Raw genomic sequence first — 19,923 nt, forward strand, 5'->3', positions numbered from 1 at the left:
CTTTTTTGCGCAAGCGCTGGGCTGCGCCGCGCGTAAACGCGCCTTGCATTCCGCCCCGCTTGCCGACCGGTACCGATGTCGTGCTGTGCGTGCAGTACCGCCTGGGCCGGTAGCCCGTCAGGAGGCTGGCACCAAGCCTCGCCACACACGCCACGCGCCCATCTCTTGGAGAAAAGGGCGCGATCCATCTGTTGGCCAAATAACCTGCCTGGCCAATGCCAGATGCACGGGTGCGGTAGTGGCTGAAGCCGATAACAGACATCGCCTATGACAGCCTCGCTCGGCCGACGTCCTAGTGCGCATATCCTCGATACTAAAGAACGGCCTGGAGCGGATCGATCACGGCATCAGTGATGGGCCCCACATCCTTGGTGAGACAAGACGCAAGGAGGACGTTTCACATATCCAGTCCCAGAAACTGGATCGCCAACGCAGGGCTCAGCATTACATCGCTGCGCCATTGATCGGCTCCACGCGGTGCAGTCGAAGAACGCGTAGATGCGAGCCAGAAACGCAAGGGCCGCCGCTGCGAAAGATCAGCAGGTCACGTCGAAACGAATCGTGATCCGATATCTTCAGTTCACGGTATGACGTGGAAGTAGCGCTTCTATCAGGCGGGCAAGGCAGGGATAGACCAGCGATGGCACGCCGGCAGCGTCGCATTGATTGCATTTGAGTGTTTCGACCCCATTAGCTGCCTTGCCGGTATGTGACCGGCGCTTGTTGGATGCGCTGATGCCCGAGTTGCCCGAGGTCGAAACGACGTTGCGTGGCCTGTCGCCGCATCTGGTTGGGCAGCGGATCCATGGCGTGATCCTGCGTCGGCCCGATTTGCGCTGGCCGATTCCCGAGCAGATCGAGCGCTTGCTCCCCGGCGCTACCATTACCAACGTGCGCCGACGCGCGAAATATCTGTTGATCGATACAGATGCGGGCGGCAGCGCGCTGTTGCATCTGGGGATGTCCGGAAGTCTGCGGGTGCTGCCAGGCGACACCCTGCCGCGGGCGCATGACCATGTGGATATCAGTCTGCAGAACGGGCGCGTGCTGCGCTTCAACGATCCGCGTCGCTTTGGCTGCCTGCTGTGGCAATCCGGCACACAAACCCATGAGTTGCTCGCTGCGCTTGGTCCAGAACCATTATCGGACGCATTTACTGGCGATTATCTCCACGCACTGGCACAAGGGCGGCGTGCCGCCGTCAAAACCTTTTTGATGGATCAGGCCGTGGTTGTCGGGGTTGGAAATATCTACGCTGCCGAAAGCCTGCATCGGGCGGGAATCAGTCCGCTGCGCGAGGCGGGAAAAGTGTCGCTGGCGCGGTATCGGCGTCTGGCTGACGCAGTGAAAGACATCCTGGCGTATGCCATCCAACGCGGCGGGACTACCTTGCGCGACTTCATCAGCCCGGATGGTGCGCCTGGCTATTTCGAGCAGGAACTCTCTGTGTACGGGCGCGAAGGCGAGGCCTGCAAGCAATGTGGGCGGGTATTGAAGCACGCGACGATTGGTCAACGCGCCACGGTGTGGTGCGGGAGCTGTCAGCGATAAGCGCGATATCGCGCCGACGCGGTGTTTGAGCACTGGCACTCGCGCGATCGTGTCACCATCGTTGCCGCGCAAGTCACAACAAAGCGACTCCGATCAACTCTCCATATGGCTCGACTGCGGGCGTGCGACACGCGTCTGCTCTGCGCAATGCTGTGACGGTCGACGCGGCTCTCTTGGGCACCGTAGTTTTCGGCATGCACTGGCTGGTTGCGGCGCATGCGGTCGGGGCGCCCGAGACTACTGAATCGATCGCTGTACCGCACCCGTAAAGCGGCCAGCTAGCTGCAAGAATCCTCGCGATCGTTACGCTCGCTCTGGATACCGGCATCGGGCGTGCGCTCCAACCTGCATGCATGTCCGGGCGCAGGTGCCGACCGCACGGAAACCCTCTTCTGCTCGAGTCCGTCGAGAGTGCTCAGCGCCCAACGTGGCCAGTTCTCCAGGCAAACATAGTGCGACATCGCACCTGAGCCGCAGCGGAGGTACAGCAAGCAGCCGCGAGCAGCGGTGTCCTGGTGTCCAGGTAGGCGGCGGGCCACAATCGTGAAGTCCTCATGTGGAAGCGCTGTATGTCCAGCCCCCGACAGCTTGTCATTCCTCTGATCCTTATCGGTGCATGTGCGCTGGTAGCGATGCCGTCGACCGGCGCGATGACGCCCTCTTCGAGCGCGGCAGCTGCCGTAGAGCGTCTCCAGTTGAAGACCAACGCGATAGAGCTGAGCGTCACGCCGGCATTTGGCGGGCGCGTGCTGTCGTTCAATCTGCGCGGCCAGCCCAACGTGTTGAAGGTCGGTGCGGCAGTGGAGCAACAGCCTGCGCCCGAGGTGTCGGCCACTGCGGGGGATATTCCCTATTTCGGCCATGATGTGTGGGTCGGGCCGCAGAGTCAGTGGTGGTTGCACCAGCAGCTCAACCACGAGCGTCAGGCGGCGGCCGCGGTGTGGCCGCCGGATCCGTATCTGTCCCTGGCGCAGACGCGCGTCAGCATGCGTCGTCATGACGTGGTGGAATTTGAAGGGGTGCCCAGCCCGCTGACCGGGGTGCAATTGCGCAAGCAGATCAAACGTTCTGCAGCGCGTGCGGACACCGTCGACATCCAGGCCAGCGCACGCAATATCCGCGCGCAGCCAATTGCCTGGGATCTTTGGTTCAATACGCGGGTTGCGGCAACGACGCGGGTGTTTGTGCCCGTTGCCGCTGCTGCGGATATCCGGCTGCAGCCGCCGCGCGAGCCCGGCACGATTGCGCCGCGCTATCAGCACGAGCGCGGCCTGCTCGCGCTGCGCGCCGATACGCGCCCAGACCAATTGATCCAGCGCGGCAAGCTATTGCTGCAGCCGTCGGCAGGATGGATGGCCGGGTTCGCAGGCGCGCAGGTCTTGGTGATTCGCTTCGCGCATCAACCGCTGTCGGCGATCCATCCCGAGCAAGGCCAGGTGGAGTTGTATCTGGATGCGCCACCCCGGCATCCGGAACAGGGATTGCTGGAAATGGAGGTGCACGCGCCGTATCGGCAGCTTGCGCCAGGTGCGCAAATGCAGGCACAGGAGCAGTGGACGCTGCTGCGCTATACCGGGCCGGATGAGGAACAGGCGCAGCGGCGGTTCCTTTGCAGCCACGCCAATGCGCTGGCGCTGGCCAATGCGTGCGATGCGCCGCCTGCGCCTCGCTGAGATGCGCATTCACGTCGATGCCGGGCTGTGGCTATGATGTCGCCCATTCCCTGACCAGATCGATGCGCATGCAACGACGCCACTTCCTGAAGAATGCTGCTGCCGCATTGGCCGCGCTCGGTTTGCCGACGTTGCCGCAGTGGGCGCTGGCGGCCAAGGCCGTTGGCCTGCGTCGACTCGGGCAACCGCAACCCTTCGACTACGCCTGGTTGAAAGGGCAGGCGCGCGCGCTGGCGAAGGCGCCTTACAAAAGCCACAAGCAGGTATTGCCGGGGCCGCTTGAGGCGCTGAACTGGGATCAATATCAGTCCATCCGCTATCGCCAGGACCACGCGTTGTGGGCTGATGGCAACGGCAAATTCCAGGCCAAGTTCTTCCACCTGGGACTGTATTTCCATACCCCGGTGCACATTTACGACATCGTCGATGGCAAGGCACAGCAACTGGCCTACGACCCGGCGGCATTCGATTACGGCCGCAGCGGGCTGGGCGGCAAGCAATTGCCAAAGGACCTGGGCTTTGCCGGTTTCCGGCTCAACACACGCAAGGACACCGACCGCGACTTTTCGGCATTCCTGGGTGCAAGCTATTTCCGTGCGGTCGGCAAGGAAGGCCAGTATGGGCAGTCGGCACGCGGGCTGGCCATCGATACCGGTACCGGCGGGCGGGAAGAGTTTCCGGATTTCATCGCCTATTACCTGGAGCAGCCGGCCGACGATTCGGACACGGTGGTGGTGTACGGCTTGCTGGATTCGCCCAGCGTTGCCGGCGCGTACCGCTTCGCCATCACCAATGGCGATGTGCTGCTGATGGATATCGACAGCGCGCTGTACCCACGCAAGGCGATCGAGCGGCTGGGTATCGGCCCGTGCACCAGCATGTACCAGGTCGGCGAAAACGATAACCGGATGGACTGGGATTGGCGTCCGGAAATTCACGACACCGATGGCCTGGCGATGTGGACCGGCGGCGGCGAATGGATCTGGCGCCCGTTATGCAACCCGCCGCATCTGCGTTTCAACATGTTCGTCGACGAGAACCCGCGTGGGTTCGGGCTGCTGCAGCGCGACCGCAACTTCGACCATTACCAGGACGATGGCGTGTTTTACGAAAAGCGCCCGTGCCTGTGGGTGGAACCCAAGAGTGGTTGGGGCAAGGGCTCGGTGCAGCTGGTCGAGATTCCGACCGTGGACGAGACCTTCGACAACATCGTGGCGTTCTGGAACCCGCAAGCCAAGCCGCAGCCGGGGCAGGAACTGCTGATGGGCTACCGGCTGTACTGGGGCGCGCAGCCGCCGGCCAGCTCGCCGTTGGCGCATTGCGTGGCGACCCGAACCGGCCTCGGCGGCGTCGTCGGGCAAAAACGCAGCCATTTCTCCTGGCGCTTTGCGGTGGATTTTGCCGGTGGCGAACTGGCCGCGCTGGCAAAGGACCCAAAGGCCAAAGTGGAGGCGGTGTTGCAGGTGTCGCGCGGCACTACTGAAATCGTGTCGGCGCGCCCGCTGCACGAGCTCAAGGGCTATCGGGCGATGTTCGACCTGGTGCCGCCGGACGAGGGCACCCAGCAGATCGATATCCGCCTGTATCTGCGCGCCAATGGCAAGCCGCTCACCGAAACCTGGCTGTACCAGTGGACGCCGCCACCGCTGAGCGAGCGCAAGATTTACTGAGAAGCGCCGGGCCGGACGGCCAGCGCGGTCGCATGCGGCAATGCGGCGCCAGGGGACGCTGCTGCATGCAGCATGCAGCATGCAGCATGCAGCATGCGGCTGGGGCGCCATCTGTTGGTGGACGTGTTTGCGGGACGATGGGCGCTGCGTCACGCACTCAGGCCGGCGCTGAGGTGCCGACCAGGTGCAGTCGTCCGCGCGGACGTGTGCAGGCCAGCTCCACGCGGAAGCAGGTGCCGTCCTTGCCGCTGATGATGCGTAATTCGCCTTGATGGGCCTTTGCGATCTGCGCTGCCATATGCAGGCCCAGATCGACATCCGGTAGCGCACGTCCGCCGGTATGCACATGGGTGGAAGCGTGCAGCACATCCAGCCGCCGTGGATCGATCCCATCCAGATTGCAGACTTCGATGCGTAGCCGGCCATGTTCGGTGACCGCGACCGCCTTGATCAGCGAACTTTGCGGCCCTTGCACGACGGCGTTGATCATCAGGCTGCCGAACATCTGCGCCAGCCGGATCGCATCGCCGTGCACTGGCTCGTCGATGGCCACATGCGTGGACAGCACCTGGTTGGGGTAGGCGGCGCGGGTTTCGTCCACGACCTGGGAGAGTGCATCGAGCAGGTCGCTCCCGTCGCCATAGTCCAGCTGCAACCAATCGAGTTCAATGCCGCGAGCGAAATCGCAGGCGAAATCGATCAGTTCTTCCATGCGCCGCAGGCTACGCTGCAGCGAGCGGATGGAACTGCCGTAGCGATGGTCGAGTTGGTCGATGGACAGCATATCCACCACCGCATGCATGGACTGCAATGGGTTGCGCAGGTCGTGCCCGAGAATGCCGATGAATTCTTCGCGCAAGCGCGCCGAGGCGCCAACACGGCCCAGTTCGCTGCGGGCGCGCCGCGATTCCAGCGCGCTTTCTTCGGCGCGTTGCTCGGCCTGGATCTGTGCGGCCAGCAACTGTGCGAGCAGTTCGACCTTTTCCACCAGCGGTGCGTCCATGACGCGCGGCTGCGGATCCAACGCGCACAAGGTGCCGAACACGCTGCCATCGTCGAACCTGATCGGCACCGAGACGTAGCTCTCGAAGCCGTAGAGCCGCGGCGAGGGATGATCGCGGTAGACCGGGTCATCCGATGCATGCCCGAACCACACCGCATTGCCTTTCACCCGTACGCTGTCGCAAAACGTGGTGGCCAGCGGAAGTTCGTCGCCCGGACGCAGGCCAAAGGACAGTGCATCGTGCACCTGGCAGGTGATCCAGCGCGCGTCGGTGACGCGGGCGACGGCGGCAAATCCCATCCCGGTCAGGCGGGTGAGCACGCTCAACACGTCGGCGACCGAGGAGAGCCGGCCGACACGCGCGATATCGGCGCGCAATGCGGGAGGCAGTGGATCCATGAGTGCCTCCAAAGAGTGGACGCTTGCCAGTTTACAGGACTGCGGTTGCGCCCGGTTGTGTGGTGCGCCGCTGTCTCACAGCCGCCACGATACGCCTGTCTGATGGCGCCCGCGACGCCGGCGTGACCGCATGCCCGCACGGGTTTAGCAGCGCCTGAAAAGCGTATAGAGCGTGGCCGGCGGTCGCGGCTGGCTGTCGACGAACGCGGTGCCGCACCGTGTGCTGATGTGTGGTTGTAGCCGCTGGCGCCAGTGCGGCGGTGAGCGTTTGGTGTTGGCGAACGACCAACGGCGATGTGCAAACCCCTGCTTCCAGCGCGATATCGCAGCGCAAACGAGGATGCGCGCACACGCTGCTCCGGGGCAGTGCTGTCCTGGATGCACCACGGCAGCGCGGATGGCCGCGGGTGCGGTACCAGGCCCCGGCGCTAGGCGACGGGCAGCGGCAAGGCGATCTGCAGCGGATCGATGCGGCCTTCGCCACGCATGATCTTCTTGAACTCGGCCCGGCTGACCGACACATAGCGCTCGTTGCCGCCGATTTCCACCTGCGGACCGTCCTGCACCGCGTGCCCGTGTGCATCCACGCGGACGGTCATGGTGGCCTTGCTGCCGCTGTGGCAGATGGTCTTGATTTCTTCCAGCTCGTCGGCCCAGGCCAGCAGGAACTGGCTGCCCTCGAACAACTCGCCACGAAAATCGGTACGCAAGCCGTAACACAGCACCGGAATCCGCAGCCGGTCGACCACCTCGCTCAACTGCCAGACCTGCGCGCGGCTGAGGAATTGCGCTTCGTCCACCAGCACGCAATGCAACGCGCCGTCGTTGTGGATGTCGCGTTCGACCAGCTGCTGCAACTCGGTGTCGCGCTCGAAGATACGCCCGTCCGCGCGCAAGCCGATCCGCGAGGCGACCACGCCGCTGCCGGCGCGGTGGTCGAGCTTGGGCGTGAGGATCAGCGTGCGCATGCCGCGCTCGCGGTAGTTGTGCGCCGATTGCAGCAAGGTGGTGGTCTTGCCGGCATTCATCGCCGAATAGTAGAAATAGAGCTTGGCCATCGGGCGATTTTACCGGGCCAGGCAGCAGGATGCGGCGCCTGTGTGTGCTGCGCTGGCGCGGTCGGGCGGGGTCGACGCCTGCCGTCGAGCGTGTGGGAGCAGCCTCCGGTTGTGGGCAGGGCTAGCCGCACTGGAGACATGAATCCATCGCGTCGGCCAGCCGTAGGCAGCCCCGGTACAATGGCGCGCTCTGTCGGAAGCCTCTATGTACGGTCTCAATCCCCCGCAAAGCGCCGCCGTGCTGCACTGCGAAGGTCCCCTGTTGGTGCTGGCCGGCGCCGGCAGCGGCAAGACGCGCGTGATCGTGGAAAAGATCGCGCATCTGATCGCCATCGGCCGCTATCCGGCCAAGCGGATCGCCGCGATCACCTTCACCAACAAATCCGCCAAGGAAATGCGCGAGCGTGTGGCCAAGCGCATTCGCGGCGACGGTGCCGACGGCCTGACGATCTGCACCTTCCACGCACTGGGCCTGAAGTTCCTGCAGATCGAGCACGCCGCCGCCGGTTTGAAGCGCGGCTTTTCGATCTTCGATTCGGACGATGCCGCCGCGCAGATCAAGGACCTGATGCATGGCGCCAAGCCCGATGCGATCGAAGATGCCAAGAACCTGATCTCGCGCGCCAAGAATGCCGGCCTGTCGCCGGAGCAGGCGATGGCGGCCGCACGCAGCACCCGCGAAAAGGAAGCGGCCAGCTTGTACGAGCGCTACCAGGCGCGGCTGACCACCTTCAACGCAGTGGACTTCGACGACCTGATCCGTCTGCCGGTGCAGATCCTGGAAGCCAACGAAGACATCGTGATGGGCTGGCGCGAGCGCATCGGCTACCTGCTGGTGGACGAGTGCCAGGACACCAACGATGCGCAGTACCGGCTGCTGAAGATGCTGGCCGGCCCGCGCGGCAACTTCACCTGCGTGGGCGACGACGACCAGAGCATCTATGCCTGGCGCGGTGCCAATCCGGAAAACCTGCAGCAGATGGCGCGCGATTATCCGGCGCTGGAAATCATCAAGCTGGAACAGAACTACCGCTGCTCCAATCGTGTGCTGCGTGCGGCCAACGCGTTGATCGCGCACAACCCGCATGAGCATTTGAAGACCTTGTGGAGCGACCAGGCCGACGGCGAGCGCATCCGCGTGTGGGAATGCCGCGACAGCGAGCACGAAGCCGAAAAGGTCGCCGCGGAGATCTCGTTCCTGGGTACCGCCAAGCAGGTGCCGTGGAGCGACTTCTGCATTCTGTTCCGTGGCAATTTTCAATCGCGGCCGCTGGAAAAAGCGCTGCAGCTGTTGCGCGTGCCGTATCACCTCACCGGTGGTACCGCGTTTCTGGAGCGGCAGGAGGTCAAGGACTTGCTGTCGTGGTTGCGGTTGATCGTCAACCCGGATGACGACGCGGCGTTCTTGCGTGCCGTGCAGTCGCCCAAGCGCGAAGTCGGTGCGACCTCGCTGGCGCGTCTTGCCGAACTTGCCAGCGCCAAGTCGGTACCGATGTCGCGCGCAGCCGAGTCGATGGGCGCCTTGCAGCATTTACCGCCGCGCGCGGCCAACGGTTTGAGTGCGTTTACCGACATCCTGCGCGACATGCGCGAGCACTCGTCCAGCATGCCGGCCGGCGAGCTGGTGCGCCTGCTGGCCGACAAGTCCGGTTTGCTCAACGACTTGCGCAATCAATCGAAAGACGAGACCGGCTTCCAGCGGCGCAAGCGCAATCTGGACGAGCTGGCCGAGTGGTTCGAAGGTGGTCCGCGCGGTGCAAGCGCCAGCGATCTGGCTGCGCAGTTGGCGTTGCTGTCGCGCAACGACAAGGACGATGGCGGCAACCAGGTGCGCATGATGACCATGCATGCGTCCAAGGGACTGGAATTCCGCTATGTCTTCATCGTCGGCTGCGAGGACGGCGTGCTGCCGCACGAAGTGAGCCTGGAAGAAGGCAATCTGCAGGAAGAGCGCCGCCTGCTGTACGTGGGCATCACCCGCGCCAAGGAGCAGCTGTGGATGAGTCACAGCAAGCTGACGCGCAAGTTCGGTGAGCATGTGCGACTGAAGCCGAGCCGGTTTTTCGATGAGATTCCGGCCGAAGAACTGCAGCGCGATGGTGCCGACCCGGTGGCCGACGCCGAGCGCAAGAAGGAACGCGCCAGTGCGGGATTGGCCGCGATCCAGGCATTGTTCGACTGAGTGCTCCTGAGCCGCGCGAGCAGCTGCGCCACGTGCATCAACAGGTGAGCCTGGCAGGCAAGACGGCGCTGGGCGCCTGCCGGAGGCACTGCGGGTGAGTGCGTGGCACACATCGGTTGCCAGGCATGCCTGACGCTGAGCCTCCCGGGCCGGCTGCCCTGCGCGGCACGCGTGCGCAAGGATGGAGCGCATCGTGAACGTCTCGGCCGTGATGCGCTGGCGGTCAGGCGTGCATCGATGCGCAGTCTTGCCGCTCGACGTGCGTACTACGCGCTGCAGCACGCGACCTGCAACAGACGTGGAACAGCCTGGCATGCAGGCCCGGCATGATCGCCCGCGCCGTCGCTGGCACGGCCCAAGGCTGGAGCGTTGCTGGCCAGCCAGGCGAGCCGGCAACGCGCCGGTGGCGCACGCCAGTTGCACCACCCAACCGGAGTGATATCGCCAACCGTGCGGGTACTGCAGCGTGGCCATGCATGCGGTCGTCAGACTTGTCAGTGCCACTGCCGCACGGCAGTCTGAGGTTCCCGCCAACGGAGTGCGCCGTGACCGTCATCCTCGAAACCGCACGCGTGCGCTTGCGTCTGCTCGATCCCGAGCGCGATGCCGAGGCAATGCTGGCGCTGGTCAACGATCCTGCGTTCATCGCCGGCATCAACGACCGCGGTATCCGCACCCGCGAGCAGGCGCGCGAGCATGTGCGCGAATGGGCGCAGGCGCATCAGCAACGACACGGCTTCGCGCACTGGGCGCTGGAAACGCGCGAGGCAGGCACCTTCATGGGCACCTTGGGCCTGTTGTGCCGCGAGACCTTGCCGGTGCCGCATATCGGTTTTGCGCTGTTGCCCGCGTATCGCGGCAAGGGCTATGTGACCGAAGCCGGGCGCGCGGTGCTGGAGCATGCACGCCAGGTACTGGGATTGACGCAGGTGTGCGCGATCGTCTCGCCAGGCAATGCGGAGTCGATCCGCGCGCTGGAAGCACTGGGGCTGCGCTATGAGAGCCTGCGGGTGCTGAGTCCCGGCAACGAGGCCGTGGCGTACTACACGATCGACCTCGGCCCTGGTGGCGTGGACAGCTGAGCAGCGCTGCGTCACCCTGCCGGCTGTTTTCCACCGCACAGGGAGGCCTGCATGGCACTGTTGGTCAACGCCTATTCCACGCTACGCACGCCCCTGTGGCCGGACTTCCTGCCGCAGGCTGCCGTGCAGCATCGCGACCACGCCGACCCGGAACTGGCCGCGCATCTGCACGGCTTTGTCGGCTATGTGAATCAGGCCGGCGATGGCCAGATGACCCAAGCGCGCTATCACCTGATGCGGCATGTGCAGCGGGTGCGGCAGCACTTCAGCTTCGAGGTGGACGATGCGGACGTCGGCGCGCTGGCGCAGTGGGCCGAGCACGCCAATGCGGTGTGTTTCCTGGCCGATGGCAGCGTGCGCGACCCGCAGGGGCGGGTGCTGATCAGCCAGGGCGAGCCGGCCATCGACGACGATGCGCAGGTACCGTATCCGCCCGATGCGTTGCAGCGGCGCGCGCAGCAACTTTCCGTGCTGGCCGCGCAAGGCATCCGCGTGCCGCCCAGCCTGCCGCCGGTGCCCGGTGAGGCCGAAGCGCGCGTGCGCGATGCGGCAGTCGTCAGTCGACGCATGCTGGCGTTGTTTGCGGTGGCGCTGCGTGCAGAGATCCTGGCCGCTGGCGATACGCCGCCGTCGCTGGCCGAGGTGGAGACGCGTCTTCCCGGCGTGGCAGATGCGCTGTCGCCGCAGGAGCGCGCCTTGTTCGCCCAGCCAGCGCCGAATGCGCAGGCGCTTGCAAACTTCGGCTGGCGTTACGAAAGCCTGGCCGTGCTGCAATGGGCCTCGGGGCTGGCCGACACGCTGCCGGAACCCAACGCGCTGTGCGATGTGCCCCTGGTTGCACAGCGCGCGCTGGACAACGCACAAGCTGCCGAGCGCCCGACGCTGGCGCGACGCCCGCTCGCCGAGCTGCTGGACACGCTGGACCGCCACCTGCGCCTGCACTGGGCGGTCCGCCAGGCCGGCCAATCCGGTCAGACGGTCCCCGCCGGCATCGTGCCGGGCGTGGTGTATGAGCGGCATTACGCGCTCAATTGGCTACTGCACTTCGAAGACGCCGAGTGGGACGAGGTGGACACGCCGACCTGAAGCTGGCGTGCCCCGACCCCGACCCCGGCGTTCGTGCGCGGGCAGCGCTTGCACCGACGCGGCAGGACTGGCCGGTGCATCCAGCCAACACGCGCACACACTGACATCGTGCGGCCGGGCGACAAGACCGTGCGGGTCTTGCAGGCGATGCCGCATGCCTCTGCGTGCCGTGGTGCGTATCGGGCGATCCGGCAACTGCCGGGTCACCCAAGGCAGCTGACGTCGATGCTGCAGCACACCTGCCGCGCTGCCGCTACGGCCGTCGGTGGGTGCCGCCCGCAGATCAGGCGCCAGCTGCCTCCAGCCGCGCCTGTACCGCGGCAAGCGCCTCCTGCAGTTCGACGACCGTTGCTTCCAGCGCCTGCATCCGCGCGTCCAGGTCGCTGCTGTCGCTGCCACTGCGCGCGCTCGGTGCCGCACGCGCGGCAGCGGCCTGCAGCGCCTCCACATCCAGCTCGCCGCTGAGCAGATGCATGTAACGGTCTTCGCGCTGACCGCTGGCGCGCGGCAGTTGTGCGGCCAGGCCGCGCTGGATCAGCCGCTCCAGGTGATGGCGCACGTCGTCGGCATCGTTGAAACGCGCCAGGCGCTCGCTACGTGCGTACAGCTCGCCCAGCGTCTGCGGGCCGCGTAACAGCAGCAGGCCGATCAGTGCGACTTGCTGGCGGGTCAGATCCAGCACGCTGCCCAGGCGGTGCTCGTAACGCTCGGCACGCGAAGAAAACTGCTGGCGCACCAGGCCCAGGGTTTCCAGCTGGCGCAGCGCGTGGTGCACCACGCCAGTCTGCAGATTCAGCACCGGCTCGCGCGCGGTTTTCTGGTTGGCGGCCACCTGCGCAGCGTTGACGGTGAGCGGGTACGCGTCCGGCGTGGTGGCCTCCTTTTCGATCAGGCATCCCAGCACGCGGGCCTGGGCGGTATCGAGGACGGGCGGGGGCGAGGTCTCTGTCATGGATGACTCCGGGAGGCGATCAGCGCACAAGGATATGCCGATCCGCTGCCGGCGTTCTTCCGCTGCGACGCGATGCAAGGTGGCCGACGCCATTGACGGTGTCGCGCATGTCAGCGTCGTGCGCCGGCAACGGGCGTGGGCATCCAGGAACGGGCACGGCACATATTCGCCATGTGTGGAAGACCGATGCAGCCACGCGGTTGGACGACCGGCATTGCGGCGACCGTCATCCGTGCGCCCCTGTCATTTCGATGGCGGCGCCATCGGCCAGCGCGAGCGGTACGGCGCGAACCGGCTAAAATCGCACGCTTTATTGTCGACCCTGTCCCGGTGGATGCCATGCGCCCCTCGCTTTACGCTCCGTTGTCCTTCATCGCCTGCACCGCGCTGGCCCTGGGCGCCTGCAAGCCCGCCGACACGCAGCCATCCCCGCACGCGCAGGAAGCCACCGCAACTGCCGATGCCGACGCCAGCGCTGCGGCCAGCAAGGCCGCAACGTCGTCCACCACTGCACCGGCCGGCGACGACAACCTCAATGCGGTGCTGTGGATGCAGCGCTCGGAGGAATACCGTGCCGTGGCCGAGCAGACCTATCGCGCTGCGGCCGACAAACTGGACGCTGCACTCAAGCAATCCAACTGGGACGCGCTGGTGCCGGAGGAACGCGGCAATGCCGCCACCGGCCTGAAGCCGGCGGTGGTGCTGGATGTGGACGAGACCGTGCTGGACAATTCGCCCTACCAGGCGCGGCTGCTGCGCGATGGCAAGGAATACGACGAGCTGAGCTGGGACCAGTGGGTGGCCGAGAAGAAGGCCACTGCCATTCCCGGCGTGGTGGATTTCGCCAAGGCCGCCAATGCCCGCGGCATCACCCTGATCTACATTTCCAACCGCGCGGTGCACCTGAAGGACGCCACCTTGGCCAATCTGCGCAGCGTGGGCCTGCCGGTGGCCGATGACAGCGTCTTTCTCGGCCTGGGCACGGTGGTGCCCGGCTGCGAGCAGAACGGCAGCGAAAAGAACTGCCGCCGCCAGCTGGCCGGACAGAAGTACCGCGTGCTGATGCAGTTCGGCGACCAGCTGGGCGACTTCGTGCAGGTCACCGCCAACACCGGCCAGGCGCGTGGCGCCTTGCTGCAGCAATACCACGACTGGTTCGGCGAACGCTGGTGGATGCTGCCCAACCCCAGCTACGGCGGCTGGGAGCCGGCGCAGTTCAACAACGACTACGCGCAACCCTGGCAAAAGCGCCACGACGCCAAGCGCGCTGCGCTGGAGGTGGCCCGATGAGCCGCGCGCCCTTGCCGCTGGCCGCGCATGAGCGGCTGATCTTCGCGCTGGATGTGCCCGGCCACGATGAAGCGATCGCCTGGGTGGACCGGCTCGGCGATTCGGTGTCGTTCTACAAGATCGGCATGGAGCTGCTGGCATCGGGCGAGTACTTCCACGTGCTCGATGCGCTGGCCAAGCGCGACAAGCGCGTGTTCGTGGACCTCAAGTTCTTCGACATTCCCGCCACCGTGGCCGGCACCATCCGCCGCCTGGCGCAGTGGCCGGTGAGTTATTGCACGGTGCACGGCTGGCACGCCGGCATGCTGCAGGCCGCCGCCGAGGCCAATCACGGTGACATGCGCCTGCTGGCGGTCACGGTACTGACGTCGATGGGCCGCCTGGACCTGGCGGCAATGGGCATCGACCGTGAACCGGTGGACGTGGTGGTGGAACGCGCGCTGGCTGCGCAGGCCGCCGGGATCGATGGCGTGATCGCTTCGGGGCAGGAAGCCGGCCCGATCCGCCGCGCCACTGGCCCGGACTTTTCGATCGTCTGCCCCGGCATCCGCCCCGGCGGCCCGGTCGGCGACGACCAGCAACGCACGGTCGGCGTGGCGCAGGCCTTCACCGACGGCGCCGACGCGATCGTCGTTGGCCGCCCGATCCGCCTGGCGAGCGACCCTGCAGCGGCGGCTGACGCCATCCAGGCGGAGATCCGCGCGGCACTGCCGCAGAACGGAAACTGATCGGGCCGAAACAGCGGCCAGCTTCCAAATAAATCAATAGTTTAGGCGTCAACAATTAAAGCATTGCTTTAATGTGAAAGTCTCGTTAACATGCCGGCGTCCGATGTCAGTCGGAAGCTGTGCCACTCATTGTCCACCGGGCTTGTCCCGGTTTTCGAAGGGATCGGGCCTTGTGTCCGATCCTTTTTTTTGCCGTCACGTTCGCGTGTCGTGGCGACCGACATCAGTGGCTGGCTGCGTGGTGGCATAGATCGCGCGTTACCCGCTGCACTAGGCGAGCATGCATCGCCTGGACGCACGTGCGAAGCGCGCCGTTGGCGCACGCTTGGATCCCTGCGTTCGTTATCGGTCATGCGCAACTGCCACCACCTTCAGCATCAGTTCCAGCCGCAGTGCAAACCAAGGCACTTACGGTAACGCAGCCGCCTTGCAGTAGCGGTCGATGAATTGCTGGTGGCTTGGCATCACATCCACGCAGTGGCTGATGGTCTGCGCCACGCTGGCCAGAAAGCCTTCGGCGTCGGTATCCGGCACCTGGTCCACCAGCGGGTGATACCCCTGCGGCAGGATGCCCTGGCCCACCAGTACCTGCACCCAGCTGATCTCGGCAAACATTTCCTCGGCATTGCGATAGAAGCGCCCGCTGTCGCGGAACAGGTCCAGCGTGGTCTGCAGCTCCGGGGTGATCGGCATGTGGCGGCAATGCCGCCAGAACGCGCTGTCGTCGCGCTCGGTGGCGTGGTAGTGCAGCAGCAGAAAGTCGCGGATGCGGTCGAACTCGAATGCCAGCCGGTCGTTGTAGCGCTGCACCAGCACCGGGCTGACGCCCTCGCGCGGAAACAGCTCCAGCAACTTGGAAATGCCGGACTGGATCAGATGGATGCTGGTCGATTCCAGTGGCTCCAGAAATCCGCTGGCCAGGCCCAGTGCGACGACATTGCGGTTCCAGCACTGCTTGCGCCGCCCGGTGGTGAAGCGCAGCGGGCGCGGGTCGGCCAGCGGCTTGCCGTCCAGATTGGCCAGCAACGTGGCGGCCGCTTCGTCGTCGCTGATGTGCGCGCTGCAGTACACATAGCCGTTGCCGGTGCGGTGCTGCAGCGGAATGCGCCATTGCCAGCCGGCTGCGCGCGCGGTGGAGCGCGTGTATGGCGTGGGCGGGCCCACCTTTTCGCAGGGCACTGCCAGCGCGCGATCGCAGGGCAGCCAGTGGGTGAAGTCGTGATAGCCGGTGTGCAGCGCCTCTTCGATCAAAAGCCCACGGAAGCCGGAGCAATCGATGAACAAGTCGCCGTGCACCGTCTGTCCGGACGCCAGCTGCAGCGATTGCACATGGCCGCTTTCCGGATGCAGCTGCACCTGCTCGACCAGCCCTTCGATGCGGGTCACGCCGCGCTGCTGCGAATACCGGCGCAGAAAGTGCGCGTACTGCGTGGCATCGAAGTGGTACGCGTAGGCGATGTTGGCCAGCGGCGAGTTGGCCGGCACATCGCCGGCGGAGGTCATGAACTTGCCGCGCGCAGCCGCCACGGTATTGAGCGTGTACGCCCCCAACGGCTGCGCTCTGCCGCGTGCGTGTTGCTTGATCCAGTATTGGTGAAACGGCAATAGCCCCAGCGGGTGCCCGATCTGGGTGCCGAAGCCATGCATGTACGCGGTTCCCGGGCGTTGCCAGTCGACGAACTCGATACCGAGTTTGAAGCTGCCCTGGGTCTGGCGCACGAACTCGGCCTCATCGATGCCGAGCAGGTTGTTGAAGGCCTTGATGTGCGGCACGGTGGCTTCGCCCACCCCGACGGTGCCCAGCTGGTCGGACTCGATCAGCTGCACCTTGAAAGTGGGCCCGAGCACGCGCGCAAACGCGGCGGCCGCCATCCAGCCGGCGGTGCCGCCGCCGACAATGACGATGTTGCGAAGTGGAGCGGGAATCATGTCGATGCATTCCTGAACAAGACAGCGGACGGACACACGAACGGGGCCAGCTGGCCCCGTTCGAAATACCACATGCCCGTGTCGGCGCATGTGGCAATGCGCGCATCAGAACTTGGCGCCGATCTCCAGCACGACGCTGCGCGGCACGTAGTTGATCTCGCCACTGGTGTTGATGGCGATGTCCGGAGCGAACTGACCATTGCTGCCGAAGCCGTTGTAGGCGTAAGCGCTGTAGTTCTTGAAGTTGAACGCGTTGAGCAGGTTCACACGTGCGTTGAGCTTGAAGTCGCCGGCCACGGTGAACTCCTTGGTGGCCTGGAAGTCCACCGTGCGGTAGCCCCAGATATCGCCGCCGACCAGGAACTTACCGCTACCCGGCGGAGTGACGCCGACCTGCTGGCAGGTGGCGCCATCGGGATCGGTGAAGCCGAAGCAGGCGATCGTGTTGATCGGCTCGGGCGTGGCCAACACCAGCTTGGCACCGAAGGTCACGCCCCACGGACCATCGATCGAACCGGAAGCGACAAAGCGATGTGCGGCCACGGCATCGGACTTCACGAATGGATAGCCGCGGATGGTGGCCTTATCGAAGCCGTAAGGCTCGTCGATGTTGCGGTTCTGGCGCGCGCTGGTGTGGGTGTAGGACAAGGTCAGGCCCCAACCGGATTCCTTGGTGTACGGCTTGTCGGCCGACAACAGCACCTGGCTGTTGCGCTGCTCCAGGCCGTTGCTGCCCAGGATGGTGTTCTGATAGCCCGGCACCGGCTCGCCCCACGGCACGTTGCCGTTCTGGAAGTAGGAGCCATCCGGATAGCGGTTGATCAAGCCCATCGCGAAACCGTCGTAGCTCAGGATGCGCTGGAAGGTCACATCGGTCAGCCAGTCGCCCACCTGGTTGGTGATGCCGATGCTGTACTGGTCGCTGTACGGCGTCTTGAGCTTGTTGTTGAACATGAAGAGCTCGGCGCTGCCGGCGACACCGGGAATGGTGTTGAGCTGATCGATGCCGTTGAGATAGCGCGGGTCGAACGCCACGCAGGTGCGGTCGGCGCGATAGCACGTGCCGGTGGCCGGGTTTTCGAAATACACCGCCACCGGCGACAGCGCCGCCTTGCTGGTTTCCAGCGCCAACTGTTCGAACAGGTTGCGGTCGTACGAGCGCGCGGCACCGCCATGCACGATGGCGGCTTCGTCGCCGAAGATGTCATACGAAAAACCGAAGCGCGGCGCCCAGGCATCCTTGAAGTTCTTGCGGTTGTTGCCGGTGCTGATGTAGTCGGCCACGTTGATGCCGCTGGGCAGCAGACGGTTTGCCCACGGCTGGCCGGGATTTTCTGCGTCGTTGGCATACAGCGCATCGACGAACGCCTGCGAGGTGACGAAGTTGGTGTAGGCCGGGGTGTCTTCGTAATCCCAGCGCACCCCGATGTTGATCATCAACTTGTCGGTGGCGGCCCAGTCGTCCTGCAGATAGATACCGTACTGCTTGGACGGCGAGACCACCGTGGCGCGCTGGCCTGGCGTGGTGTAGGGCGCAATGAAGTCCACGCGGTACGGCGTTGAGTCAATGCTGCCATTGCTGACGCGATAGCTGAACTGCGGATTCAACGCCGCCGCATCCTGCGAGGTGAGCTCGATGTCCTTGTAGTTCACACCCATCTTGATGGTGTGTTCGCCATGCCACTGGAAGCTGGTGAAGGTCAGATCGTTCTGGATGAACCAGCCTTTCTGGCTCTTGCGCTGCGCGTTCTTGCCGCCAGCCGAACCGGTGGTAAGGAACGTGCGCTCATCGATATCGGTGGAGCCGGCACGTGGCTGGAAATAGGTGTAGACGATGCCATTGCCCAGGGTGCGCGGGGTCGGGTTGTTCTCCGAATTTTCGGTGCCGACGATGACCTCGTTGAACCAGTTGTCGGCACTGTGCTGTCAACGCAGGTTGGTGCGCTTGTCCTTGTTGATCTTGTCAGTGGCCTGCGCGAGCGTGTTGGTACCGCCGACGTTGGCAGTCTGCGTCTCGTCGCGGTAGATCGTGCTCAATTCGATGCGATCGCGATCGGTGGGCTCGAAGTCGATCTTGCCGAACAACAGGTCTTCTTCGAACGGCATGTTGGCCGGGCCATATTGGCTGGCCAGGTTGGCCGGCAACTGGCTGACGAAGGCCGCCGCCTCCGAGCTCGGCTGCACGCTCTTGGGCGCCACGTTTTCCTTGCCTTCGTAGGCAACGAAGAAATGCATGCGGTCCTGGATGATCGGCCCGCCAAGTGCGAAGCCGTATTCCTTGGTCTGCGAGTCGATCTTGCCATTGGCTTCTTCGTCGGGCCGCTTGTCGCGCAGGTCCTGATCGGTATAGCGATAGAACGCTTCGCCGTGGAATTCGTTGGTGCCGGACTTGGTGGCCGCGGTAATCGCCGCGCCACTGATCTGGCCGTACTCGGCCTTGTAGTTGGAGGTAATGACCTTGTATTCGCCGATCGCCAGCTGCGGGAATGGATTGCCCTGCGTATCGCTTTGACCGGCGACGCCGCCGCTACGCACGTAGCTCTTCTGGCCTACGCCGTCGATATACAGATTGCCGGCGCTGGCATTGGATGCACCGCCGCGCAGCTTGGTGTTGCCGTTGCCATCGACCTGAAACACCATGCCCGGCACGGTATCGGCAAACTCCAGGAAGTTACGCGTGGCCTGCGGCAACTGCTGGATCTGCCGCGCGCTGATGGTGTTGCCCACTTCCGAGGTCTTGACGTCGCGAATCATCGGCGCGCTGACCGTCACCGTATCCAGCGTGGTCGCATCACCGGCAGGCGCCGCGGCCGTCTCGGTGCCCAGATCGACAGTGGCGCTGGAGGCCACCGACAGGGTCACCGTGCGGCTGATGCCGTTGGATTCGACCTTGTAGGTGCCCGGCTGCAGCCCGACGATGGTGTAGTTGCCGTTCGCATTGACCGGCGCGCGTCGCACCGAGCCGGTGGCGATGTTGGTGACGACGACTTCGCTGCCGCTCTGCGCGGAAGCGACCTGGCCGCGCAAGGTGGCGTTGCTGGACTGGGCCATGGCCGGAGTGGTGGCGAACAACGAGGCGGCCAGGGCGCAGCACAACAGGCTGCGCGCCGGCAGGGTGGAGACGGTGCGGTGATTCTTCATGACTTTCCCCCTCCCAGGGGTAAAGCGCGACGCAGTGCAGTGACTGGCGCGTTGGGTTGGTGCTTTGGTGTGGAACACAGGGACAACAGGCAACAGCAGCCGCAAGGGCTGCAAGAACAACAAGGGTCTGCGGTGACGGGTGCTTGCTCCTTCAGGCACGGGTCGAGACGGGTGAGGCA

The 19,923-nt window shown here is 64.8% G+C and carries 12 protein-coding genes and 1 pseudogene; 8 read left to right on the plus strand and 5 right to left on the minus strand.

Translation table 11 applies throughout. The features are described 5' to 3' along the window. Positions 1-735: 735 nt before the first annotated feature. The 3 genes from mutM (at position 736) to J7396_RS21060 (ending at position 4,894) form a co-directional block, all read left to right on the plus strand. Positions 736-1,551 carry a bifunctional DNA-formamidopyrimidine glycosylase/DNA-(apurinic or apyrimidinic site) lyase gene (gene mutM / locus J7396_RS21050; protein ID WP_008571924.1) on the plus strand — a complete coding sequence of 272 codons (816 nt, stop codon included), beginning with the start codon at positions 736-738 and terminating at the stop codon, positions 1,549-1,551. Between the two features lie 650 nt (positions 1,552-2,201). After that, complete coding sequence (locus J7396_RS21055; RefSeq protein WP_267460032.1) at positions 2,202-3,224, plus strand: DUF4380 domain-containing protein; 1,023 nt, start codon at positions 2,202-2,204, stop codon at positions 3,222-3,224. A 68-nt stretch (positions 3,225-3,292) separates the two neighbouring features. Beyond that, entirely contained in the window at positions 3,293-4,894 is a 1,602-nt protein-coding gene (locus J7396_RS21060; protein WP_209262052.1) for a glucan biosynthesis protein D, read from the plus strand. Positions 4,895-5,051: 157 nt separating this feature from the next. On the opposite strand, the gene J7396_RS21065 is transcribed toward J7396_RS21060, so the two are convergent. After that, the gene (locus J7396_RS21065; protein ID WP_008571921.1) at positions 5,052-6,296 is read right to left on the minus strand and encodes a GAF domain-containing protein; all 1,245 of its coding nucleotides are present in this window, start codon (positions 6,294-6,296) and stop codon (positions 5,052-5,054) included. A gap of 428 nt (positions 6,297-6,724) precedes the next feature. Then, a complete protein-coding gene (locus tag J7396_RS21070) occupies positions 6,725-7,354 on the minus strand; it encodes a thymidine kinase (RefSeq protein ID WP_005917020.1) in 630 nt (209 codons plus the stop codon). Between the two features lie 205 nt (positions 7,355-7,559). On the opposite strand from J7396_RS21070, the gene rep reads away from it, so the two are divergent. The 3 genes from rep (at position 7,560) to J7396_RS21085 (ending at position 11,704) form a co-directional block, all read left to right on the plus strand. Further along, positions 7,560-9,536 carry a DNA helicase Rep gene (gene rep, locus J7396_RS21075; protein ID WP_007971162.1) on the plus strand — a complete coding sequence of 659 codons (1,977 nt, stop codon included), beginning with the start codon at positions 7,560-7,562 and terminating at the stop codon, positions 9,534-9,536. 545 nt (positions 9,537-10,081) lie between these two features. Then, positions 10,082-10,618, plus strand: coding sequence for a GNAT family N-acetyltransferase (locus J7396_RS21080; RefSeq protein WP_209262053.1), 537 nt, complete (start codon positions 10,082-10,084; stop codon positions 10,616-10,618). Between the two features lie 51 nt (positions 10,619-10,669). Continuing rightward, complete coding sequence (locus J7396_RS21085) at positions 10,670-11,704, plus strand: DUF4272 domain-containing protein (RefSeq protein ID WP_209262054.1); 1,035 nt, start codon at positions 10,670-10,672, stop codon at positions 11,702-11,704. Positions 11,705-11,987: 283 nt separating this feature from the next. Here the strand turns inward: J7396_RS21085 and J7396_RS21090 are convergent, their stop codons facing one another. Continuing rightward, positions 11,988-12,656: a DUF480 domain-containing protein gene (locus J7396_RS21090; protein ID WP_065628802.1), complete on the minus strand. Its 669-nt coding sequence runs from the start codon at positions 12,654-12,656 to the stop codon at positions 11,988-11,990. Positions 12,657-12,986: 330 nt separating this feature from the next. On the opposite strand from J7396_RS21090, the gene J7396_RS21095 reads away from it, so the two are divergent. After that, entirely contained in the window at positions 12,987-13,946 is a 960-nt protein-coding gene (locus J7396_RS21095; protein ID WP_209262055.1) for a 5'-nucleotidase, lipoprotein e(P4) family, read from the plus strand. Next, a complete protein-coding gene (pyrF, locus tag J7396_RS21100; RefSeq protein WP_029820804.1) occupies positions 13,943-14,674 on the plus strand; it encodes an orotidine-5'-phosphate decarboxylase in 732 nt (243 codons plus the stop codon). Before J7396_RS21095 ends, pyrF begins: the two co-directional genes overlap by 4 nt. Before the next feature lie 408 nt (positions 14,675-15,082). Here the strand turns inward: pyrF and J7396_RS21105 are convergent, their stop codons facing one another. Next, positions 15,083-16,603, minus strand: a complete 1,521-nt coding sequence (locus tag J7396_RS21105; RefSeq protein WP_209262056.1) for a tryptophan halogenase family protein — start codon at positions 16,601-16,603, stop codon at positions 15,083-15,085. 105 nt (positions 16,604-16,708) lie between these two features. Next, a pseudogene (locus J7396_RS21110) lies at positions 16,709-19,744 on the minus strand (TonB-dependent receptor). Positions 19,745-19,923: the final 179 nt, after the last annotated feature.

Source organism: Xanthomonas sp. A1809, assembly GCF_017746015.1.
GTDB lineage: Bacteria > Pseudomonadota > Gammaproteobacteria > Xanthomonadales > Xanthomonadaceae > Xanthomonas > Xanthomonas euvesicatoria.